Here is a 17,084-nt window from a genome sequence, read left to right as displayed (position 1 = left end):
AGTGCCCCGGAGAGACTCCCGAAGCAGCCCGAACCGATCAGCTCAGGAGGAGGGTGTCAGCACGATCTTTCCGAACAGCTCACCGTCGGCCATCCGCTCGAACCCCTCCCGCGCGCGGTCCAGCGGAAGCACCTGGTCGATCACCGGCCGTACCCCCGTCGCCGCACAGAAGGAAAGGAGGTCCTCCAGCTCGTCCTTGGAGCCCATCGTGGAGCCGACGACCTTCAGCTCCAGGAAGAAGATCCGCGTCAGCTCGGCGTGGTCGGGCCGGTCGCCGCTGGTCGCGCCGGAGATCACCAGCGTTCCCCCGGGCCGCAGACTCTTGATCGAGTGCGACCAGGTCGCCGCCCCGACCGTCTCGATCACGGCGTCCACGCGCCCCGGGAGCCGCGCCCCCGGCTCGTACGCCTCCTGAGCGCCCAGCTCCACCGCCCGCTTGCGCTTGGCCTCGTCACGGCTGGTGGCGTACATCCGCAGCCCCGCGGCCCGGCCGAGGACGATCGCGGCGGTCGCGACGCCCCCGCCCGCGCCCTGGACGAGTACGGAGTCACCCGGGCGCACCCCGGCGTTGGTGAAGAGCATGCGGTACGCGGTGAGCCAGGCCGTCGGCAGACAGGCGGCCTGCTCGAAGCTCAGCTCCCTGGGCTTGGGCAGGACGTTCCACGCGGGCACGGTGACCTGCTCGGCGAAGGTGCCCTGGTAGTGCTCGGTGAGCAGGGAGCGGCGCTCATGGAGTCCGACGCCGTGCCCGCTCTGGCCGATGACGGAGTGGATCACCACCTCGTTGCCGTCCGCGTCGATCCCCGCGGCATCGCAGCCGAGGATCATCGGCAGTTTCTCCGCGGGGAGGCCGACGCCCCGCAGGGACCAGAGGTCGTGATGGTTGAGGGAGGCGGCTTTCACGGTGACGGTGGTCCAGCCGGGACGGTCCTCGGGAGCCGGGCGCTCGCCCAGTTCCAGGCCGTTCAGCGGATGGTCACGGTCGATACGGGCTGCGTAGGCGGCGAACATGGCCCGACCCTAGGACGGCCGCCACCTGGGCGGAACGGCTCCCGGGTGTGACACGCACCGCGTCCCCGGCGCGGCGGACGCCGACGGGCACGGGTCGCGCCGACCGCCGCGCGGGGCCCGTTGTGCCTTGTCCCGGGCAGCCCGCACGCGACCGTTCCGTGCGTGTCCCGCGCACCCGGGCGTTCTGCTGCCACCCCGGGCGGCCACACACCCCGCACCCGGGCGCCCACAAGCCACCGCACCCGCCGGGACACGCCGCCGGGCCGGGCCCCGGGCCCCACACCCGCGCGACAGGCGCCCGCCGGAACCCCGGAGCGGCCCAGCCCACGGCACCCACACCCGTCCGTTCTGATGCTGCCCCGGGCGGCGGAACACTCGGCCCCTTGCGCTGCCACCCCGGGCGGCCACACACCCCGCGCCCGGGCCGGGACGCCCGCCCGCCCCCGTACAGCAACGCACGGCGGAACAGACACACGGCGGAACAGCGGAACGGGCCGCGTCGCGCTCCGCGGGGAACCCCTCGAACCCCGGGTCTGCGACACGGCCCGCCCGTTCCGTACGGCAGCGGACTCGGCGCGCGGCGCCTCAGCGCCGGGCGACGCCCTCGGCCCGCGCGGCGGCGGCGACGGCGGCGGTGACCGCCGGGGCCACCCGCTCGTCGAACGGCGAGGGGATGACGTAGTCGGCGGCCAGCTCATCGCCCACGACGTCCGCCAGCGCGTTCGCGGCGGCGATCTTCATGCCCTCGGTGATCCGGGACGCCCGCACCTGGAGCGCGCCCGCGAAGATCCCCGGGAAGGCGAGCACGTTGTTGATCTGGTTGGGGAAGTCGCTGCGGCCGGTCGCCACGACGGCGGCGTACTTGTGCGCGACATCGGGGTGGACCTCGGGGTCCGGGTTGGCCATGGCGAAGACATACGCGCCGGGGGCCATCGACGCGACGGCCGCCTCCGGCACCGTGCCGCCCGAGACGCCGATGAACACATCCGCGCCGGCCAGCGCGGACTCCAGCGAACCGGAGAGCCCGGCCTTGTTGGTGAGGTCCGCCAGCTCGCGCTTCACGTCGTTCAGATCCTCGCGGTCCCGGCTGACGATGCCCTTGCGGTCGGCGACCGCCACATCCCCCAGACCGGCCTCCAGCAGGAACTTCGCGATGGCGACACCGGCCGCGCCCGCGCCCGAGATCACCGCGCGCAGCTCGCCGAGGCCGCGCCCGGTCAGCTTGGCCGCGTTCCTCAGGGCCGCGAGGGTGACGACCGCCGTACCGTGCTGGTCGTCATGGAAGACGGGGATGTCCAGCCGCTCCTGGAGCTTGCGCTCGATCTCGAAGCAGCGCGGCGCGGAGATGTCCTCCAGGTTGACGCCCCCGAAGGACGGCGCGAGACGCACCACCGTCTCGACGATCTCGTCCGTGTCGGTCGTGGCGAGCGCGATCGGCACCGCGTCCACCCCGCCGAACTGCTTGAACAGGATCGCCTTGCCCTCCATCACGGGGAGCGAGGCCTCCGGGCCGATGTCACCGAGTCCGAGCACCGCTGTGCCGTCGGTCACCACGGCGACGACCTGCGATTTCCAGGTGTAGTCGTGGACCAGGTCCGGCTGCTCGGCGATCGCGCTGCAGACCTTGGCGACACCGGGGGTGTACGCGAGGGACAGGTCGTCCTTGTCACGGACCGGCACGGTGGCCTGGACGGCCATCTTGCCGCCGCGGTGCAGTGCGAAGGCGGGATCGAAGGGCTCCTCGGGAGAGCCTTCTGTGCCGTTCTCGGTGTCGCTGGGAGGATTGACGATCTCCGCTGCCATGGGTTGACCCCTTAGGTCTTCATCGGTTGAGGGTTTCCACTCCTGGTGAGGAGGGGTGGGCGGGCACCGCGTACGTGCCCCGCCTCGGCGGTCTGGCCGCCCGGTGGGGGGAGGTACGTACGCGCGGGCGCGCCGCACACGCGCCCTGAGCCCCTGATGAGGGGTGTAAGAGTCCTTCTTACCCGAACGAGGCCGCTGACGACGAGTCCATATCCCATCAGGGGCAGTACTCATCGCCCAATGTCAGGACATAGGCAACTTGTCCTATTGATCCGGCCCGCAGAGGGCCGGGGACCGCAGATCTTCCGGCTGGAAGGAAAGATTCCCGTTGATGGTCCGGTCCTGATGTACCGGCCTGAGAAGGGTCGGGGGTGTCCCGTTACCCGATTTTGACATGCGCGGGGCCCTGAATGAACCAGTCCGAATGGCAAGATGCCGAAAACACACAAGGTCGCGGCACTCGAAGACGGGTACGTATCCGCGATACGAACAGGAAATGGCAGCTCACTGACACGCCGGAGGATCCCGAAGATGACCGCACGCACCACGCGCAGCACCGCCCCCGCGAAGCACCGGAAGTCCGTTGTCTCCCGGTTCACGGCGGTCGGTGCCCTCGCGGTCGCCGGCACCCTGCTGCTGACCGCATGCGGTGACCAGACCGACAGCGGTTCAAAGGAATCGGGCGGCGACAGAACGTCGAACAGCGCTCCGCTCTTCGACAAGCTCCCGGAGAAGTACCAGAAGTCGGGCGTGATCAAGGTCGGCACCAACGCCGAGTACGCCCCCATGGAGTCCGTCGAGAACGGCAAGATCGTCGGTGTGGACCCCGACATCGCGGCCGAGCTGGGCAAGAAGCTGGGTGTGAAGTTCGAGTTCACCTCCGGCTCCTTCGACGGCCTGATCACCGCGCTGAACTCGGGCCGCCACGATGTGGCCATGTCGTCCATCACGGACAACAAGCAGCGCCAGGAGGGCCTGGACGAGAACGGCAAGAAGCTCGGCAAGGGCGTCGACTTCGTCGACTACTTCATCGCCGGCACCGCCGTCTACACCAAGAAGGGCAACCCCCAGGGGATCAAGTCCATCGGGGACCTGTGCGGCAAGACCGCGGCCGTCCAGCGCGGCACCACCTATGAGAAGGCCCTCCAGACCCAGTCCAAGACCTGCAAGGACGGGGGCAAGCCCGCCGTCAAGATCGAGTCCTTCGAGAACGACACCGAGGCGCAGACCCGGGTGAAGTCCGGCGGCGCGGTCGCCGGCGTCAACGACTACCCGGTCGCCCTGGACCTGTCCCGCAAGGCGGACGGCGGCAACGCGTTCGAGGTGGTCGGCGAGCAGATCGACGCCGGACCGTTCGGCATGGCCGTGAACAAGGACAACACCGGCCTCCGTGACGCGCTCAAGGAGGCGGTCGACGCGATCATCGCGGACGGCTCGTACAAGAAGGTCCTGGAGAAGTGGGGCGCCACCAGCGGTGCGATCGACAAGGCCGCGATCAACGGCGGCAAGTGACCGGCGCGTCCCCGAAGGGCAGTCACCGTGACTGACAGTTCCGAGATGTTCGACAAGGTGCCCCCGGTGCGGCTCTCCAAGGAGTCCGGCCTCCCCGGGGGCCCGGGTGGAGGACCCGCACCCGAGACGATCAGGGCCATTCCGGTGCGGCACGTCGGCCGCTGGATCAGCGGTGTCGTCGTCATCGCGCTGCTGGTGGGGCTGATCTACGCGTTCGCAGGGGCCGATGTCCAGTGGAGCGCGGTCGGCGACAAGGTCTTCGACGACACCGTGCTCAAGGGCGCGGGCCGTACCCTGCTGATCAGCGTGCTCGCGATGGTCCTGGGTGTGGCGCTGGGCGTGCTCCTCGCGGTCATGCGCCTCTCGAAGAACCCGGTGACCAGCTGGGTCGCCTGGCTGTACATCTGGTTCTTCCGGGGCACCCCGGTCTATGTCCAGCTGCTGCTCTGGTTCAACCTGGCACTGATCTTCCCCGTGCTGAACATCCCGGGCATCTACAAGGACGAGATGACCGACGTCATGACGCCGTTCATGTGCGCCCTGCTGGGCCTCGGCCTCAATGAGGCCGCGTACATGGCGGAGATCTGCCGCGCGGGCATCCTGTCGGTGGACGAGGGCCAGAGCGAGGCGTCCCACGCGCTCGGTATGACCCAGTCCAAGACGATGCGCCGGGTCGTCCTGCCCCAGGCACTGCGGGTGATCATCCCGCCGACGGGCAATGAGTTCATCAATATGCTCAAGACCTCGTCACTGGTGTACGCGGTCACCTACAACGAGTTGCTCCGCTCCACCTCGCAGATCGGCTCCACGTCGTACGCGGTGATGGAGATGCTGTTCGTCGCGTCCATCTGGTACATCGTGATGACCAGTGTCTTCACGGTCGGGCAGTACTACCTGGAGCGGCGGTACGCCCGGGGGTCGCAGCGCAGTCTGCCGCCCACCCCCTGGCAGCGGGTCAGAGCCAATCTCGCCGGCCTCGGCAGGCGTACCTCCGGAGGTGTCCGATGAGCGCGATGGTGAAGGCGGAGGGCGTCCACAAGTCCTTCGGCCCCGCCCATATCCTCAAGGGCATCGATCTGGAGGTCGCCCCGCGTGAGGTCTTCTGTCTGATCGGCCCGTCCGGTTCCGGCAAGTCGACCTTCCTGCGGTGCATCAACCACCTGGAGAAGATCAACGCGGGCAGGCTGTACGTCGACGGCGAACTGGTCGGCTACCGCCAGCGGGGCGACAGGCTGTACGAGCTCAAGGACAGCGAGGTCGCCCTGAAGCGCCGGGACATCGGCATGGTCTTCCAGCGCTTCAACCTCTTCCCGCATATGACGGCGCTGGAGAACATCGTGGAGGCGCCCGTCCAGGTCAAGGGCGAGGCCAAGGCGGTAGCCCGCGCCCGCGCGGAACGGCTCCTCGACCGGGTCGGCCTCGCCGACAAGGCGGGCAACTACCCCTCCCAGCTCTCCGGCGGCCAGCAGCAGCGGGTCGCGATCGCCCGCGCCCTGGCGATGGAGCCCAAGCTGATGCTCTTCGACGAGCCGACGTCGGCGCTCGACCCGGAGCTGGTGGGCGATGTCCTCGACGTCATGCGCTCTCTCGCCGAGGACGGCATGACGATGATCGTGGTCACCCACGAGATGGGCTTCGCGCGGGAGGTCGGTGACGCGCTGGTGTTCATGGACGACGGCATGGTGGTCGAGTCCGGCCATCCGCGTGATGTCCTGACGGACCCCCAGCACGAGCGGACGAAGTCGTTTCTGTCGAAGGTCCTCTGAGACGAGGCACGGTGAACGCGGGTGTGGGCGGTACGGAGGTCTCCGTACCGCCCACACCCTTGTCCGCCGGGCCCCTCAGCCCGGGGGAAGGAACTCGGGCCGGACGATCAGCTCCCGCACTTCGTCACGGGTGAGCGCCACGAAGTCCTGCTTGTTCGCACGCCTGACGGGGTTCCTGAGACCTTTGTGGGTTCCTTTGAGCTCGCCGTTGCCGGACCGGACGCGGGCGAAGACCTTGTCACTCGCGGCCTGGGCACCGTCCGCGTACAGCAGCACCCCGCCACTGGGGAGGGTGAGCAGCGCATGGTTCTCAACGGTCCAGGGCACGTCGTTGGGCTCGAAGTTCCCTGACCCCGCCCAGGTGGTGAGTACCTGTCCCGAGGGCAGTTCCCGGCGCTGGCAGCCGCGCAGCGTGAGCTCGGAGGTGGGCCTGCAGATATCACCCGGCACGTCGATGGGTGTCTCGGTACTGAGGACGGTCGGCTTGTCCAGCACCGTGAAGCTCATGGCGGAGTACCGCTTCTCGCCCTCCACAACAGTGGTGACCAGGTAGTGCCCGTCGAGCGCACCGGGCTGTGCGCGGGCCGTGGGCTTGGTTTCCCAGGCGACCTGCTGCCCCGGCAGCCACAGAGACCCCGACTGCACCTTCTCGACCTTGGTGATGTTCGGGAACATCCCGTCCAGCACCGTGGCGAGCCGCTTGGCCTGTGCCCTGCCCCTGATGTCCCCGGGGTTGATCCCCTCCGCGGCGAGGGTGCTCTGCCGCACCTTCGGTCCGTCCTCCCCCCGGTCCAGCACCGGTACGGTGACCACGCCCGCGAGGACCACGGCCACGGCGGCCCCGGCCATCGCGGCCCGCCTGCGCCACCGGGCCCTCGCCGCCCCCGCGTACACCGTCTCGGTGGTGACGGCGGACCGACCGCTGCCTTCGGCGTGGCGCTCGGCATCGTCCAGGAGTGCCTTGATGGCGTGGCTTTCATCGATGCCGCTGCCGCTGCTCACGCGAACTCCTTCTGCACTTCGGTACGCAACACCGCGAGCCCCCGGGCCGCGTGGCTCTTGACCGTGTTCTCCCGCATCCCCAGCAGCCTCGCGGTTTCCGCGACGCTCAGGTCCTCCCAGTACCGCAGGACCACCACCGCGCGCTGCTTGGCACTGAGCCGGGCGAGCGCCGCACGGACCACCAGACCGGTGTCCGTGTCATGGTCGGGCTCGGGCACCTCGGGCAGATCCCCGTACGGATGCTCCCGCCGCCAGAACCGGCGGCGGGACGCGATGAAGGTGTTGATCAGCGTCTTGCGCGCGTAGGCCTCGATATTGTCCAGGCGGACATGCCTCCGGCCGCCGAGCACCACCTTCACCAGCGTCGTCTGAACGAGATCGTCGGCCTCGTCCCGGTCCCCGCACAGCAGATAGGCGCTGCGGAGCAGCGCTTTCCGTCGCCCTTCCACGAACTGGCGCAGCGCGGCGTCGGCCTCGGTCCGCGACATCCCCCGCCCCTTCCCGGCCCGCAGATGCGGACCCTCTCGTCCTCACCAGTGCGGTGGGAGGAGGCAGCGGTTGCGCCCGCACCGGGAAATTCCGCGGGCGGGTTCTCAGCCCTTGGGGAGAAGTTCGTGCCGGTTGGCCATCAGACCGGTCAGCTCTTCGCGGTCCAGCGGCGGATAGTCCGGTCGGGAGTCGGCCGACTTCGGACGGAGTGTGCTCTGGGCGTCGACGACGAGTACATCGCCGTTCTTGAGGGTGAGGTATCCGATGATGTGGGAAGTCCCTTCATCGTCGGGAACTCGCCAGGTGACCAGGGTCCGGCCGTCGTAAAGTTCAGTCGTCACGCATTCCCCGATCGATCCCGGCACCTCGGATGTGCAGAACCGTGTGCCGAGCCCCCCGCTGGTCGCCATGTCGACGTAGTTCGCGGACAGGACGGTGATGCTGATACCTCCTTCTTGCCCCGCCCTGACGACGCTGTACTCCCCGTCAAGCGGACCGAGCCCCGGGTCACCGACGTTCTCGCCGAGGCCCCATGTACCAAAATGCTTGACGGGAAACCGCCCCTCATGGACCAGAGCCTGTTTGATGGAACCGACCCTCTCGATCAGCTCGAAGCCCTCGGGCAGCAGTTGTGCGAGCCGGCGGCTCTGGGCGTCCTTGGTCTTCGGCTTCCCCTTCGCCGCGGCATTCGTCCGGTCGGCCCCGTCGCGGAACTGGTCCAGCACCGGCACGGCCACCACCCCCGCCAGGACGACCGCGGCCAGCGCCCCGGAGATCAGCGCCCGGCGCTTGCGGCGCAGCTTCCGGGCACCCGCGTGCACCGCCTCCGAGGTGACCGTGGTCCGCCCCCCCTCCTCGGCGACACGCTCCAGCATCAGCCTGATGTCGCTCATGCGAACTCCTCCTGCACCTCGGCGCGCAGTGCGGCGAGCCCCCGGGCCGCGTGGCTCTTGACCGTGTTCTCCCGCATTCCCAGCAGCCTCGCGGTCTCGGCGATGCTCAGGTCCTCCCAGTAGCGCAGCACCACCACGGCTCTCTGCTTGTCGCTGAGCCGGCCGAGGGCGGCACGGACCATCAGTCCCGTTTCCGTGTCGGTGGCGGCCCGCTCGACGTGGTCGGGCAGTTCTCCGTAGGAGTGCTCGCGCCGCCAGAACCTCCGGCGGGAGGCGATGAAGGTGTTGATCAGCGTTTTACGGGTGTACGCCTCGATGTTGTCCAGGCGCACCTGCCGCCGCCCGGAGGCCACCACCTTCACCAGCGTCGTCTGAACGAGATCGTCCGCTTCGTCCCGGTCCCCGCACAGCAGATAGGCACTGCGGAACAGCGCCGTACGCCTTGCCTCCACGAAGGCGTGCAGCGCAGCGTCGGCCTCGATCCGCGACATCCCCCGCCCCTTCCCGGCCCGCAGACGCGAAGCCTCCACCTCTCCTGTGCGGTGGGAGCGGTGAAAAGTTGCACCCGGACCCGCCCTTTTTTCCCGGCCCCGAATCTCCTGCTCCCCTGCTCCCCCGAAACCTACTTCAAGGCCAGAAGGAGGCTGTCGCACGGCGAGGACCAGACCGGGCGCGCCTCGGCGAATCCGGCGGAGAGCAGGGTCTCGGCATGCCACCGGACGGAGGGGGTCTCGCCGTCGGCGTGCTCACCGAAGATCTCGAAACGCCGGGCGGTGGGCCCGGCGAGTACGGGATCCCCGGCGGCGAGTTCCCACCACCGCGCCCAGTCGACGGCTCCGTCCTTCTCCTTGGCGCGCTCCATCCGGGCGTGGCGGTGGGCGCGCTCGGCGGCGTTGATACGGGGGGTGGTGCGGTCGATCATATGGTCGGCGTTCAGGAAGACACCGCCGTCGCGGACGAGTCCGGCGAGCTGTCCGTAGAGCGTCGCGAGGGGACCGCCCCGGAGCCAGTGGAGCGCGGTCGCGGTGAGTACGGCGTCATAGGTGCCGTACGGCAGCTTCGACGTCCAGCCGGGATCGGTGAGATCGGCGGTGACGAAGGTGACCCGTTCGTCGGCACAGAAGTAGCCCCGGGCGATGGTCAACAGGGCGGGGTCCAGGTCGACCCCCGTACTGACGGCGTTCGGGAACCGTTGGAGGAGCCTGTCCGTAATACTTCCCGTACCGCACGCGAGGTCCAGGACCCGTGGTCCGGGACCGACCGTGGCCTCGACCATGTCCAGCATGACCCGGAACCGCTCCTCGCGATCGGGCATGTACCACTCCTGCTGGCGGTCCCAGCTCCGCTGCCAGGCCCGCCAGTCGGCTCCCGTGTCCGCCGCCGTCTCCGCCCCAGCCCCGGCCCCCGTACCCGTCGCCTCCTCCTGCTCCTTTTTCGCACCCTTCCCTCGCGCCGCCGTCCCGGCCTGTTCCCGGGCCGCCGCACCACTCCCCGACTCCGACATGGAACCTCCCCTCCGTAATACCCTGTAACGATAAACGTCCATTACTTCCAGCATTCCGACCCTAGACCGCCCCGGTAAGGACTACAAGTGGAACTGGCCTATTACTCGGACTATGCCGTGCGCCTGGTCAACACCGAGGAGCCGGCCCGTAACAAGGACTCCCTCACCTCGGTGGACTCCATCCGTGAGCTGTTCGGCCCGTCCGCCCAGGCGGCGCGCCGGGCCACCGACGCGGATGTGACCCGGTTCCGTTCGGTACGGGGAAGGCTGCGGGCCGTCTTCACCGCGGCCGACGCGGGCGACGAGACCGGGGCCGTCGACCTTCTGAACTCACTGCTGCTGGAGTTCCCCGTCAGCCCCCAGATCTCGGGCCACGACTTCCGGGACGACGACGGCCGCCCCAAGTGGCACATGCATCTGGCGGACCACCCGTCGAACGCGACGGCGGGGTACGCGGCGATCGCCGCGATGGGGCTGGCGTTCCATCTGACGGAGTACGGGGTCGACCGGCTCGGGCTGTGCCAGGCGCCGCCCTGCCGCAACGCCTACCTCGACACCTCGACCAACCGCTCCCGCCGCTACTGCTCGGACCGCTGCGCGACCCGCGCCAATGTGGCCGCCTACCGCGCCCGCAAGCGCCTGGAGACGGAGCGGTCGCAGAGTACGGGCCGCAGCGCGCCGAACATCCAGGAGGCGAGCGCCCGCGGCGACCGCTGACCCGGCTCCAGCGGCCGGTACCTGCCCCGCACCCGCGCGAGGAGCAGTTCATCCGGCACGGTGCCGAACAGCCGGCTGTCGCCCTCGGCCCCCGGGTTGTCCCCGAGCACCCACCAGCCGCCGTCACGTCGCTCGATCAGCCGTTTGACGATGAGCAGATCCTGCTGGAGGGGATGGCGCAGTACGGCGATGTCACCCGGCCTGACCTCCGCGCCGTAGTGCACCAGCAGCCGGTCCCCGTGCCTGAGGGTCGGATACATCGACGGTCCGGTCACCTCCGCCACCCCGAACGGCGCTTTCGGCTCCCGCCCCTGTGCAGTCATCCGCCACCTCCGAGTCCCACGGTACGTTCCGCCGCCAGTCCCATAGTGACCCCGGACTTTTGTCCTAAGCCCTAGGGGGCACTCGCGAAAACGGGTCTCTCACGGAGTAATGTCCCACCTGAGAAGACGATCACGAGGAAGGACAGCTCCATGCTCTCCCGCCTGTTTGCCCCCAAGGTGAAGGTCAGCGCCCACTGCGACCTCCCTTGCGGCGTTTACGACCCGGCCCAGGCCCGTATCGAGGCAGAGTCGGTCAAGGCCGTCCAGGAGAAGTACCAGGCCAACGAGGACCCGCACTTCCGGGCCCGCGCCACCGTCATCAAGGAGCAGCGCGCGGAGCTCGCCAAACACCATGTCTCGGTGCTGTGGAGCGACTACTTCAAGCCCCCGCACTTCGAGAAGTACCCGGAACTGCACCAGCTCGTCAACGACGCGCTGAAGGCACTCTCGGCGGCCAAGGGCTCGACGGACCCGGCGACGGGCCAGAAGGCGCTGGACTACATCGCTCAGCTCGACAAGATCTTCTGGGAGACCAAGAAGGCTTGAGCCGCCCGCTCTCCGCACCACCCCACACCCATCGGGTTCCTGGCGGCCGAGGGCACAACAGCGGGTCCGGCGGGGTTCGATACCGCCGGGCCCGTTCGGCGTTTGCCGGGTTTGCGGACCTCCCGCCCCACGTGGGCGCGGGGGCGCCGAGACGGGCGGGTGCCACCGGTGGGTGAAGCGGGGCGGAAGCGGGGATGGGGGCCCGGGTGAGGTGGGAGGGTGGAGCCCCTTCGACCTGAGGAGCTGGGCTCATGCGGTGGACCGTCCACGGGGAACGGCGGATCTACGCGAATCCCTGGGTCGATCTGTGGCTGGTGGATGTCCAGCAGCCCGACGGTCACCGCTTCGAGCACCATGTCGTCCGGCTGCGGCATCTCGCGGTGGCCGTGGTCGTCGACGCACGGAAGCGGGTGCTGATGATGTGGCGGCACCGCTTTGTGACGGACACCTGGGGCTGGGAACTGCCCATGGGACTGATCGAGCCCGGCGAGACGCCCGGGGAGGCCGCCGCCCGGGAGGTCGAGGAGGAGACCGGCTGGCGGGTGGGGGCGATAAAGCCCCTGGTGTACTCCCAGCCCGCGAACGGCATCACCGACTCCGAGCACCATGTCTTCCGTGCCGATGCGGCCATCTACACGGGACCGCCCGTCGAGATGAACGAGGCCGACCGGATCGAGTGGATTCCGATGGCGGACATCCGGGGGATGATCGACCGGCGGGAGATCGTCAGCGGGGGCAGCCTCACGGGCCTGCTGTATCTGCTGCTGGACGAGGCCACCAGGACCGCAGGAACCACCGGGGTTGCCGGGGCCGCCGGGTAGCGTACGGCTCCCGGCCCCGTCCGCGGCAGCACGGTCCGAAACGGCACGGCCCACAGCGCCCCCGTCCGAAACGGCGCCGCCTGGACAAAACACAGGACAAGCCCGAGGACAAGGCACCCGGACGAATCACCCAGCGCACCGGCGCCCGCACAAAGCCGCCCACGCGATGGCAACCCGGACCACAGCACCCGGCCGAGCCCGCGACCCCCGCCCCCGCGGCCCACACCCGGTCAGCACCCCGCCGTACGAACGGCGTTCGGTGGCCGTGGCCGATTCCTCCCGTCGTACGCCATCTGCCCGGATGCCGGACACGGCGTAACAGCCTGCCCCGACACGGGGACGCCAAACAACTCGGGTAAGTTACGCACCAGTGATTTCATTGAGCATCGAACTTTCTCATTCCATGGGGGGATGTAGTGCCGTCCGGTAGAAGAACGCGTCGATGGTGGGGTACGGGTGCCGCGGTGGCAGCCGGAGTCGCCGGCGTCCTGGTGATCCAGAGCACGGCCGGCGCGCCCGGCGGCAACGCCGGCGAGGACGGAAAGTCCCGGCCCGCCAAGAGCCAGGTCCGGGCCGCGGGCATGGAGGTCGCCCGGGACGGCGCCTCGGCGAAGCTCGGCAAGCGCGACACCGAACCGTTCAGCATGCTGGGTGTCACCTGGACCGACCCCTCGGCGCGGGTCACCGGAACCGTGGAAGTACGGACGAAGGACGCCTCGTCCGGGAAGTGGTCCGACTGGCAGAGCCTGGACGGTGACGCGGGCGAGCGCGAAGAGGGAGCCACCCGTGGCGGCACCGACCCGCTCTGGGTCGGCCCCTCGAAGGGTGTCGAGGTACGGGCCACGGCGGGCGGCGAGGTCACCAAGCTGCCCAAGGGCCTGCGGCTGGACATGATCGACCCGGGCACCGGCAGGGTCTCGGGCATGGAGCCCGCGGCCTACGCGCTGCCGGCGGAGCCCGTCGACCCCGCCGACGAGACATCGCCGTCCCCCGACGAGACGCCCGCCACCGAGGACCCGTCCACGACGCCGTCGGCGGACCCGAGCACCCCGGTGCCCGCCCCGTCCACGTCCTCGAAGGCGCCCGCGCCGGACAGCCCGCCCGCCCCGGACGCCCCCCGGTCCGCGCCGCGGTCGACGACGCCCGCCGGTCCGCCGTCCACCGCCCCGCGGCCGGTGATCACTCCGCGCTCCGGCTGGGGCGCGGACGAGAGCCTGAGCCCCGAGGCGCCCACGTACCTCCCCGGCGGGAAGATCAAGGCCGTGACGGTGCATCACACCGCCGGCTCCAACAACTACACCTGCGCCCAGGCGCCCGAGGTGATCCGGGGCGTGTACGCGTACCACCTCGGCAAGACCTGGAAGGACATCGGCTACAACTTCCTGGTCGACAAGTGCGGCACCATCTACGAGGGCCGCAAGGGAGGCGTGGACCAGCCGGTGGTGGGCGCGCACGCCTACGGCTTCAACAACGAGACCACCGGCATCTCCATCCTCGGCGACTACACCAAGACCGCGCCCTCGGCGGCCGCGCTCCAGTCGGTCGCCCGGATCGCCGCGTGGAAGCTCGGCCAGTACGGGGTCTCCCCGACCGGTACCACCGTCCTGACGGCGGGCGCGGCGGGCTCCTCCGCCTCCAAGGGCTCCTGGCAGTCGGGCGCCAGGCTGACCTTCAACACCGTCCACGGCCACCGCGACGGCTATGCCACCGCGTGCCCGGGTGACCTGGTCTACAACCAGCTGGCGACCGTCCGCGACCTGGCCGGCGGTTCCGTCACGGGACTCGCCGTCACCTCCCTCACCGGGGTGGGCGTCTCCGGCTCCACGTACTACACCAAGGCCGCCGTCACGGTGAACTGGAAGGCCACCACACCGCCCGCGTTCATCTCGAAGTACGAGCTGCTCGTCGACGGCCAGCCCGTCGCCACCACCTCGGGCACGGTCACCACGGCCGGGACGAAGCTCTCCCCGGGGACCCACCGGCTCCAGGTACGGGCCACGCATGTGTCCGGCAGGACGACGCTGTCCACGGCGGCGACGGTCGTCGGTGACATCACCGCGCCCACCTTCACCTCCGGTCCCACGCTCGGGCTGCGCTCGGGTTCGGTGAGCGCCTCCGCCGTCCCCATGACCCTGTCGTGGAAGGCCTCGGACAACGCCGCGCTGAAGGAGGTCAGGCTCACCGCCCCGGTGGCCAAGACCTACGGCCCGGCGATCACGAGCGCTCCCCACACCGCCAGGCTGAGCGTGCCCACCACCTGGTCGATGACCGCGCTCGACCGGGCGAACAACCGGGGGAACATCTCGGTCGGCACCACCCCGGTGATCCTCCAGGAGTCCAGCGCGACCAAGAGCGGCAGCTGGACGACGAAGTCCTCCAGCAGCTACTTCGGCGGGAAGTCGTACTCCAGCAGCGCCAAGAACGCCTCGCTCTCGTGGACCTTCACCAGCCGCTCGGCCACGGTGGTGGTCTCCCGCGCGGCGACCTCCGGTCAGATGTACGTGTACGTGGACGGGGTGAAGACCCACACGGTCGATCTGAAGTCCGCCACCACGAAGTACCGTGAGGCGATCTGGACCAAGAACTGGGCCACCAGCGGCAAGCACACGATCAAGATCGTGGTCGTCGGCACCACCGGCCGGCCCGCCGTGACCGTGGACGGGCTGATCCACCTCAAGTAGGCCACCCGCCCACGTGACAACCGCCGCGCCCGGCTCCCCCGTACCGGAGGGCCGGGCGCGGTGGTGTGCGCGGCGGAAGGCCGGGGACCCTCATCCGGCCGACGCCCGCCCGACGTTGGCCCGCAGCACGTCCAGGTCCCTGCGCACCTCCTCGTACCGTGTCCTGTTCCGGGCTATGTCGGCCCGCTCCAGCTCCTTCTGGACCCCGCTCCACACCTCGACCGTGCGGTGCTGCCGTTTGCACTCCACATCGGCCTTCGCCGTGGCCATCTCCCTCGGCGTACGGGAGGTGTCACCGTTCTGGCCGCGCCCCCACGCCTGGTCCGTATAGGCGTCGACCGGGTTCCCGTAGCGCCCGAGGCCCCGGTCGGCGAGGCACCGGGACCAGACGCCCCAGGCGTGCCGGACCCGGGGGTCCTCGGCGCTCTTCTTCTCCAGCGCCGTCCTCCGGCCGGAAACGTACCCCCACATCCGTGTGGCGTCGGCGATCCCCCGGCCGAGTCGCCGGCTCGCCTCGCCGGCGCAGCCGCCCTCGGGGACGCGGCGCCCGCCGACCGCCTCCCGCTCCTCCTCGAACCCCCCGTACATCACCTCGGACTCCCGGGCGGTCATCATCCGGTCCCGCGGCATCCAGTCCGCGATCGCCTTCGTGTCGACGCCGTAGCCGAGCCGGCGCGCCTGGCCGGGATCGAGCAGCCCATAGGGGCCGGTGTCGACGAGCGTCGCGGTGAGGGTGCGGCCCATGCCGCTCCACATCTTCGGGTCCCGAGGGAAGCCGGTGAAGCCGAGGGACACCATGCAGCGCTGGGCGAGCAGTTTCTGTGCTCTCTGGTACGCGCTCATCTCATCGGCACTCAGCTCGTAGCGCTCCAGGGGCAGTACGGGCACCTCGGTCCGTGTCACGGAGGGTGCCGGGCCGTCGCCGGAGGCGAGTCCACCGGCCGTCACGATCAGTGCCACCGCTAAAGCGAACGCCCCGCGACGGGCCCTGGGCCCCCGTGCCTTCTCCTGTCCGGTCATGGGGCCATCATGCAGGCCGCCTCCGGCATCCCCCGGCCGGGGTCCGGAGCTCCCGGGGCGGGCCACTCGCCGCCGTCGTGCCCCGGCGGCGGATACGCGTGATGCAATGCCCGCATGACGAGCACCGGTGCCCCGATACGCGTGTACGACGCCCGGCTCCGGCAGCCGGTGTCATTGCCGCGGCCGGGCGGACAGCCGCTCCTCATCACCGACCACCCCGTGGAGAACCCGGAGATCGGTGCGGTACGGGCCGCGAGCGCCGTGGCCGCCTGGTGCCGTCTGCTGGCGTGGAAGGGGTACCGGCCCCGGGTGGAACCGAGGGACCCGGCGGCCTGGCCCGGTACAGACGGCTGCCCGCAGGGGGCGGTCGCGGGCTACTGCGTCCATCTGCGCGCCCCGGTGGACGGGGGCGGTCTCCGGGACTCCCTCCATCTGCTCATCGGCCCGGTTCAGCTCATCCGCGGATGCCGGTTCGCCGACTGGCACCGGGAAGGGAGGCGGGTGCCGACCCTGCGCGACCTGACGGAGCGCGGTACCCCGGCGCCCGACCTCCGCTTCGCCATGATGATGGCCGGGCACTACCGGCACCCGCGCAGGTTCCGGTGCTCACGGCTGCACGGCGACGGGGATCACTTCGCGGACGCCCGTGTCACCCGCCGCCGGCTTGAGCGCCTCGTCCGGGAGCTGGAGCCGCTTCCGGCGATCGGCTCGCATACCGAGGCCGGGCGGCACCTCACCGCCGAGGGCCTGCGCGAACTGGGCCGTATCGACGGCGCCATCAGCGACGACCTCCATGTGCCCCGCGCACTCCAGGCGCTGTACCGGGCCCTGCGCCGCGGGCGACTGCCGCACAGTGATCGGGCGGTGCTCTCCGCCATGGCCCGGAGGCTGTTCACACCGGCCGCAGGCGCCCGGTCGGCGTCCGGCCACCACCCCGGGACCGGCTGAGTCGGCCCGGGAGCGGGGGGCTCCCCGGGGCGCCGCCGGAACCAGCCC

General features: G+C 70.1%; 17 protein-coding genes. 8 read left to right on the top strand and 9 right to left on the bottom strand.

Annotated features, from left to right (window positions below; all coding sequences use genetic code 11):
- Positions 1-42: 42 nt before the first annotated feature.
- On the bottom strand, positions 43-1,011 hold the full coding sequence (locus ACIBCM_RS11825) for a zinc-binding dehydrogenase (RefSeq protein ID WP_399241886.1): 969 nt from the start codon (positions 1,009-1,011) through the stop codon (positions 43-45).
- A 585-nt stretch (positions 1,012-1,596) separates the two neighbouring features.
- Positions 1,597-2,814, bottom strand: a complete 1,218-nt coding sequence (locus ACIBCM_RS11820) for an NADP-dependent malic enzyme (protein WP_399241884.1) — start codon at positions 2,812-2,814, stop codon at positions 1,597-1,599.
- Between the two features lie 531 nt (positions 2,815-3,345).
- Between ACIBCM_RS11820 and ACIBCM_RS11815 the strand changes: the two genes are divergently transcribed.
- From ACIBCM_RS11815 to ACIBCM_RS11805, 3 genes are read left to right on the top strand one after another with little or no spacing between them, the layout of a single operon-like run.
- The gene (locus ACIBCM_RS11815) at positions 3,346-4,326 is read left to right on the top strand and encodes an ABC transporter substrate-binding protein (protein ID WP_399241881.1); all 981 of its coding nucleotides are present in this window, start codon (positions 3,346-3,348) and stop codon (positions 4,324-4,326) included.
- A gap of 45 nt (positions 4,327-4,371) precedes the next feature.
- Positions 4,372-5,334: an amino acid ABC transporter permease gene (locus tag ACIBCM_RS11810; protein WP_399242109.1), complete on the top strand. Its 963-nt coding sequence runs from the start codon at positions 4,372-4,374 to the stop codon at positions 5,332-5,334.
- Positions 5,331-6,092, top strand: a complete 762-nt coding sequence (locus ACIBCM_RS11805; protein WP_399241879.1) for an amino acid ABC transporter ATP-binding protein — start codon at positions 5,331-5,333, stop codon at positions 6,090-6,092. The genes ACIBCM_RS11810 and ACIBCM_RS11805 overlap by 4 nt, the downstream gene beginning before the upstream one ends.
- A 75-nt stretch (positions 6,093-6,167) precedes the next feature.
- On the opposite strand, the gene ACIBCM_RS11800 is transcribed toward ACIBCM_RS11805, so the two are convergent.
- From ACIBCM_RS11800 to ACIBCM_RS11780, 5 genes are all read right to left on the bottom strand, one after another.
- Positions 6,168-7,094, bottom strand: coding sequence for a hypothetical protein (locus ACIBCM_RS11800; protein ID WP_399241877.1), 927 nt, complete (start codon positions 7,092-7,094; stop codon positions 6,168-6,170).
- Complete coding sequence (locus ACIBCM_RS11795) at positions 7,091-7,582, bottom strand: SigE family RNA polymerase sigma factor (RefSeq protein WP_399241875.1); 492 nt, start codon at positions 7,580-7,582, stop codon at positions 7,091-7,093. Before ACIBCM_RS11795 ends, ACIBCM_RS11800 begins: the two co-directional genes overlap by 4 nt.
- A 105-nt stretch (positions 7,583-7,687) precedes the next feature.
- The gene (locus ACIBCM_RS11790) at positions 7,688-8,476 is read right to left on the bottom strand and encodes a hypothetical protein (protein ID WP_399241873.1); all 789 of its coding nucleotides are present in this window, start codon (positions 8,474-8,476) and stop codon (positions 7,688-7,690) included.
- Positions 8,473-8,967 carry a SigE family RNA polymerase sigma factor gene (locus ACIBCM_RS11785; RefSeq protein WP_399241871.1) on the bottom strand — a complete coding sequence of 165 codons (495 nt, stop codon included), beginning with the start codon at positions 8,965-8,967 and terminating at the stop codon, positions 8,473-8,475. The genes ACIBCM_RS11790 and ACIBCM_RS11785 overlap by 4 nt, the downstream gene beginning before the upstream one ends.
- A gap of 131 nt (positions 8,968-9,098) precedes the next feature.
- Positions 9,099-9,791: a class I SAM-dependent methyltransferase gene (locus ACIBCM_RS11780; RefSeq protein ID WP_399242107.1), complete on the bottom strand. Its 693-nt coding sequence runs from the start codon at positions 9,789-9,791 to the stop codon at positions 9,099-9,101.
- Between the two features lie 276 nt (positions 9,792-10,067).
- Here ACIBCM_RS11780 and ACIBCM_RS11775 point away from each other — a divergent pair, with 276 nt between their 5' ends.
- On the top strand, positions 10,068-10,697 hold the full coding sequence (locus tag ACIBCM_RS11775) for a CGNR zinc finger domain-containing protein (RefSeq protein WP_399241869.1): 630 nt from the start codon (positions 10,068-10,070) through the stop codon (positions 10,695-10,697).
- Here the strand turns inward: ACIBCM_RS11775 and sodX are convergent.
- A complete protein-coding gene (sodX, locus tag ACIBCM_RS11770) occupies positions 10,601-11,020 on the bottom strand; it encodes a nickel-type superoxide dismutase maturation protease (protein WP_399241867.1) in 420 nt (139 codons plus the stop codon). The two genes, ACIBCM_RS11775 and sodX, sit on opposite strands and share 97 nt — an antisense overlap.
- Before the next feature lie 150 nt (positions 11,021-11,170).
- Between sodX and sodN the strand changes: the two genes are divergently transcribed.
- The 3 genes from sodN to ACIBCM_RS11755 all read left to right on the top strand — a co-directional run bounded on the left by sodN (position 11,171) and on the right by ACIBCM_RS11755 (position 15,068).
- The gene (gene sodN, locus ACIBCM_RS11765; protein ID WP_399241865.1) at positions 11,171-11,566 is read left to right on the top strand and encodes a superoxide dismutase, Ni; all 396 of its coding nucleotides are present in this window, start codon (positions 11,171-11,173) and stop codon (positions 11,564-11,566) included.
- A gap of 251 nt (positions 11,567-11,817) precedes the next feature.
- Positions 11,818-12,387, top strand: a complete 570-nt coding sequence (locus tag ACIBCM_RS11760) for an NUDIX hydrolase (protein ID WP_399241863.1) — start codon at positions 11,818-11,820, stop codon at positions 12,385-12,387.
- Between the two features lie 581 nt (positions 12,388-12,968).
- Entirely contained in the window at positions 12,969-15,068 is a 2,100-nt protein-coding gene (locus ACIBCM_RS11755) for an N-acetylmuramoyl-L-alanine amidase (protein ID WP_399242105.1), read from the top strand.
- A gap of 90 nt (positions 15,069-15,158) precedes the next feature.
- Here the strand turns inward: ACIBCM_RS11755 and ACIBCM_RS11750 are convergent, their stop codons facing one another.
- On the bottom strand, positions 15,159-16,088 hold the full coding sequence (locus tag ACIBCM_RS11750; RefSeq protein ID WP_399241862.1) for a hypothetical protein: 930 nt from the start codon (positions 16,086-16,088) through the stop codon (positions 15,159-15,161).
- 114 nt (positions 16,089-16,202) lie between these two features.
- Here ACIBCM_RS11750 and ACIBCM_RS11745 point away from each other — a divergent pair, with 114 nt between their 5' ends.
- Positions 16,203-17,036, top strand: a complete 834-nt coding sequence (locus tag ACIBCM_RS11745) for a hypothetical protein (RefSeq protein WP_399241861.1) — start codon at positions 16,203-16,205, stop codon at positions 17,034-17,036.
- Positions 17,037-17,084: the final 48 nt, after the last annotated feature.

Source organism: Streptomyces sp. NPDC051018 (genome assembly GCF_044456085.1).
Lineage (GTDB): Bacteria > Actinomycetota > Actinomycetes > Streptomycetales > Streptomycetaceae > Streptomyces.
Note: the sequence above shows the minus strand (reverse complement) of the source record. Positions and strands in the feature narration are given on the sequence as shown.

Excerpts from the sequence above, each read along its gene's own strand:
- ACIBCM_RS11825 (WP_399241886.1), bottom strand. The coding sequence starts at position 1,011 with ATGTTCGCCGCCTACGCAGCCCGTATCGACCGTGACCATCCGCTGAAC.
- ACIBCM_RS11820 (WP_399241884.1), bottom strand. The coding sequence starts at position 2,814 with ATGGCAGCGGAGATCGTCAATCCTCCCAGCGACACCGAGAACGGCACA.
- ACIBCM_RS11815 (WP_399241881.1), top strand. The coding sequence starts at position 3,346 with ATGACCGCACGCACCACGCGCAGCACCGCCCCCGCGAAGCACCGGAAG.
- ACIBCM_RS11810 (WP_399242109.1), top strand. The coding sequence starts at position 4,372 with ATGTTCGACAAGGTGCCCCCGGTGCGGCTCTCCAAGGAGTCCGGCCTC.
- ACIBCM_RS11805 (WP_399241879.1), top strand. The coding sequence starts at position 5,331 with ATGAGCGCGATGGTGAAGGCGGAGGGCGTCCACAAGTCCTTCGGCCCC.
- ACIBCM_RS11795 (WP_399241875.1), bottom strand. The coding sequence starts at position 7,582 with ATGTCGCGGACCGAGGCCGACGCCGCGCTGCGCCAGTTCGTGGAAGGG.
- ACIBCM_RS11790 (WP_399241873.1), bottom strand. The coding sequence starts at position 8,476 with ATGAGCGACATCAGGCTGATGCTGGAGCGTGTCGCCGAGGAGGGGGGG.
- ACIBCM_RS11785 (WP_399241871.1), bottom strand. The coding sequence starts at position 8,967 with ATGTCGCGGATCGAGGCCGACGCTGCGCTGCACGCCTTCGTGGAGGCA.
- ACIBCM_RS11780 (WP_399242107.1), bottom strand. The coding sequence starts at position 9,791 with ATGCCCGATCGCGAGGAGCGGTTCCGGGTCATGCTGGACATGGTCGAG.
- sodX (WP_399241867.1), bottom strand. The coding sequence starts at position 11,020 with ATGACTGCACAGGGGCGGGAGCCGAAAGCGCCGTTCGGGGTGGCGGAG.
- sodN (WP_399241865.1), top strand. The coding sequence starts at position 11,171 with ATGCTCTCCCGCCTGTTTGCCCCCAAGGTGAAGGTCAGCGCCCACTGC.
- ACIBCM_RS11760 (WP_399241863.1), top strand. The coding sequence starts at position 11,818 with ATGCGGTGGACCGTCCACGGGGAACGGCGGATCTACGCGAATCCCTGG.
- ACIBCM_RS11755 (WP_399242105.1), top strand. The coding sequence starts at position 12,969 with ATGGAGGTCGCCCGGGACGGCGCCTCGGCGAAGCTCGGCAAGCGCGAC.
- ACIBCM_RS11750 (WP_399241862.1), bottom strand. The coding sequence starts at position 16,088 with ATGACCGGACAGGAGAAGGCACGGGGGCCCAGGGCCCGTCGCGGGGCG.
- ACIBCM_RS11745 (WP_399241861.1), top strand. The coding sequence starts at position 16,203 with ATGACGAGCACCGGTGCCCCGATACGCGTGTACGACGCCCGGCTCCGG.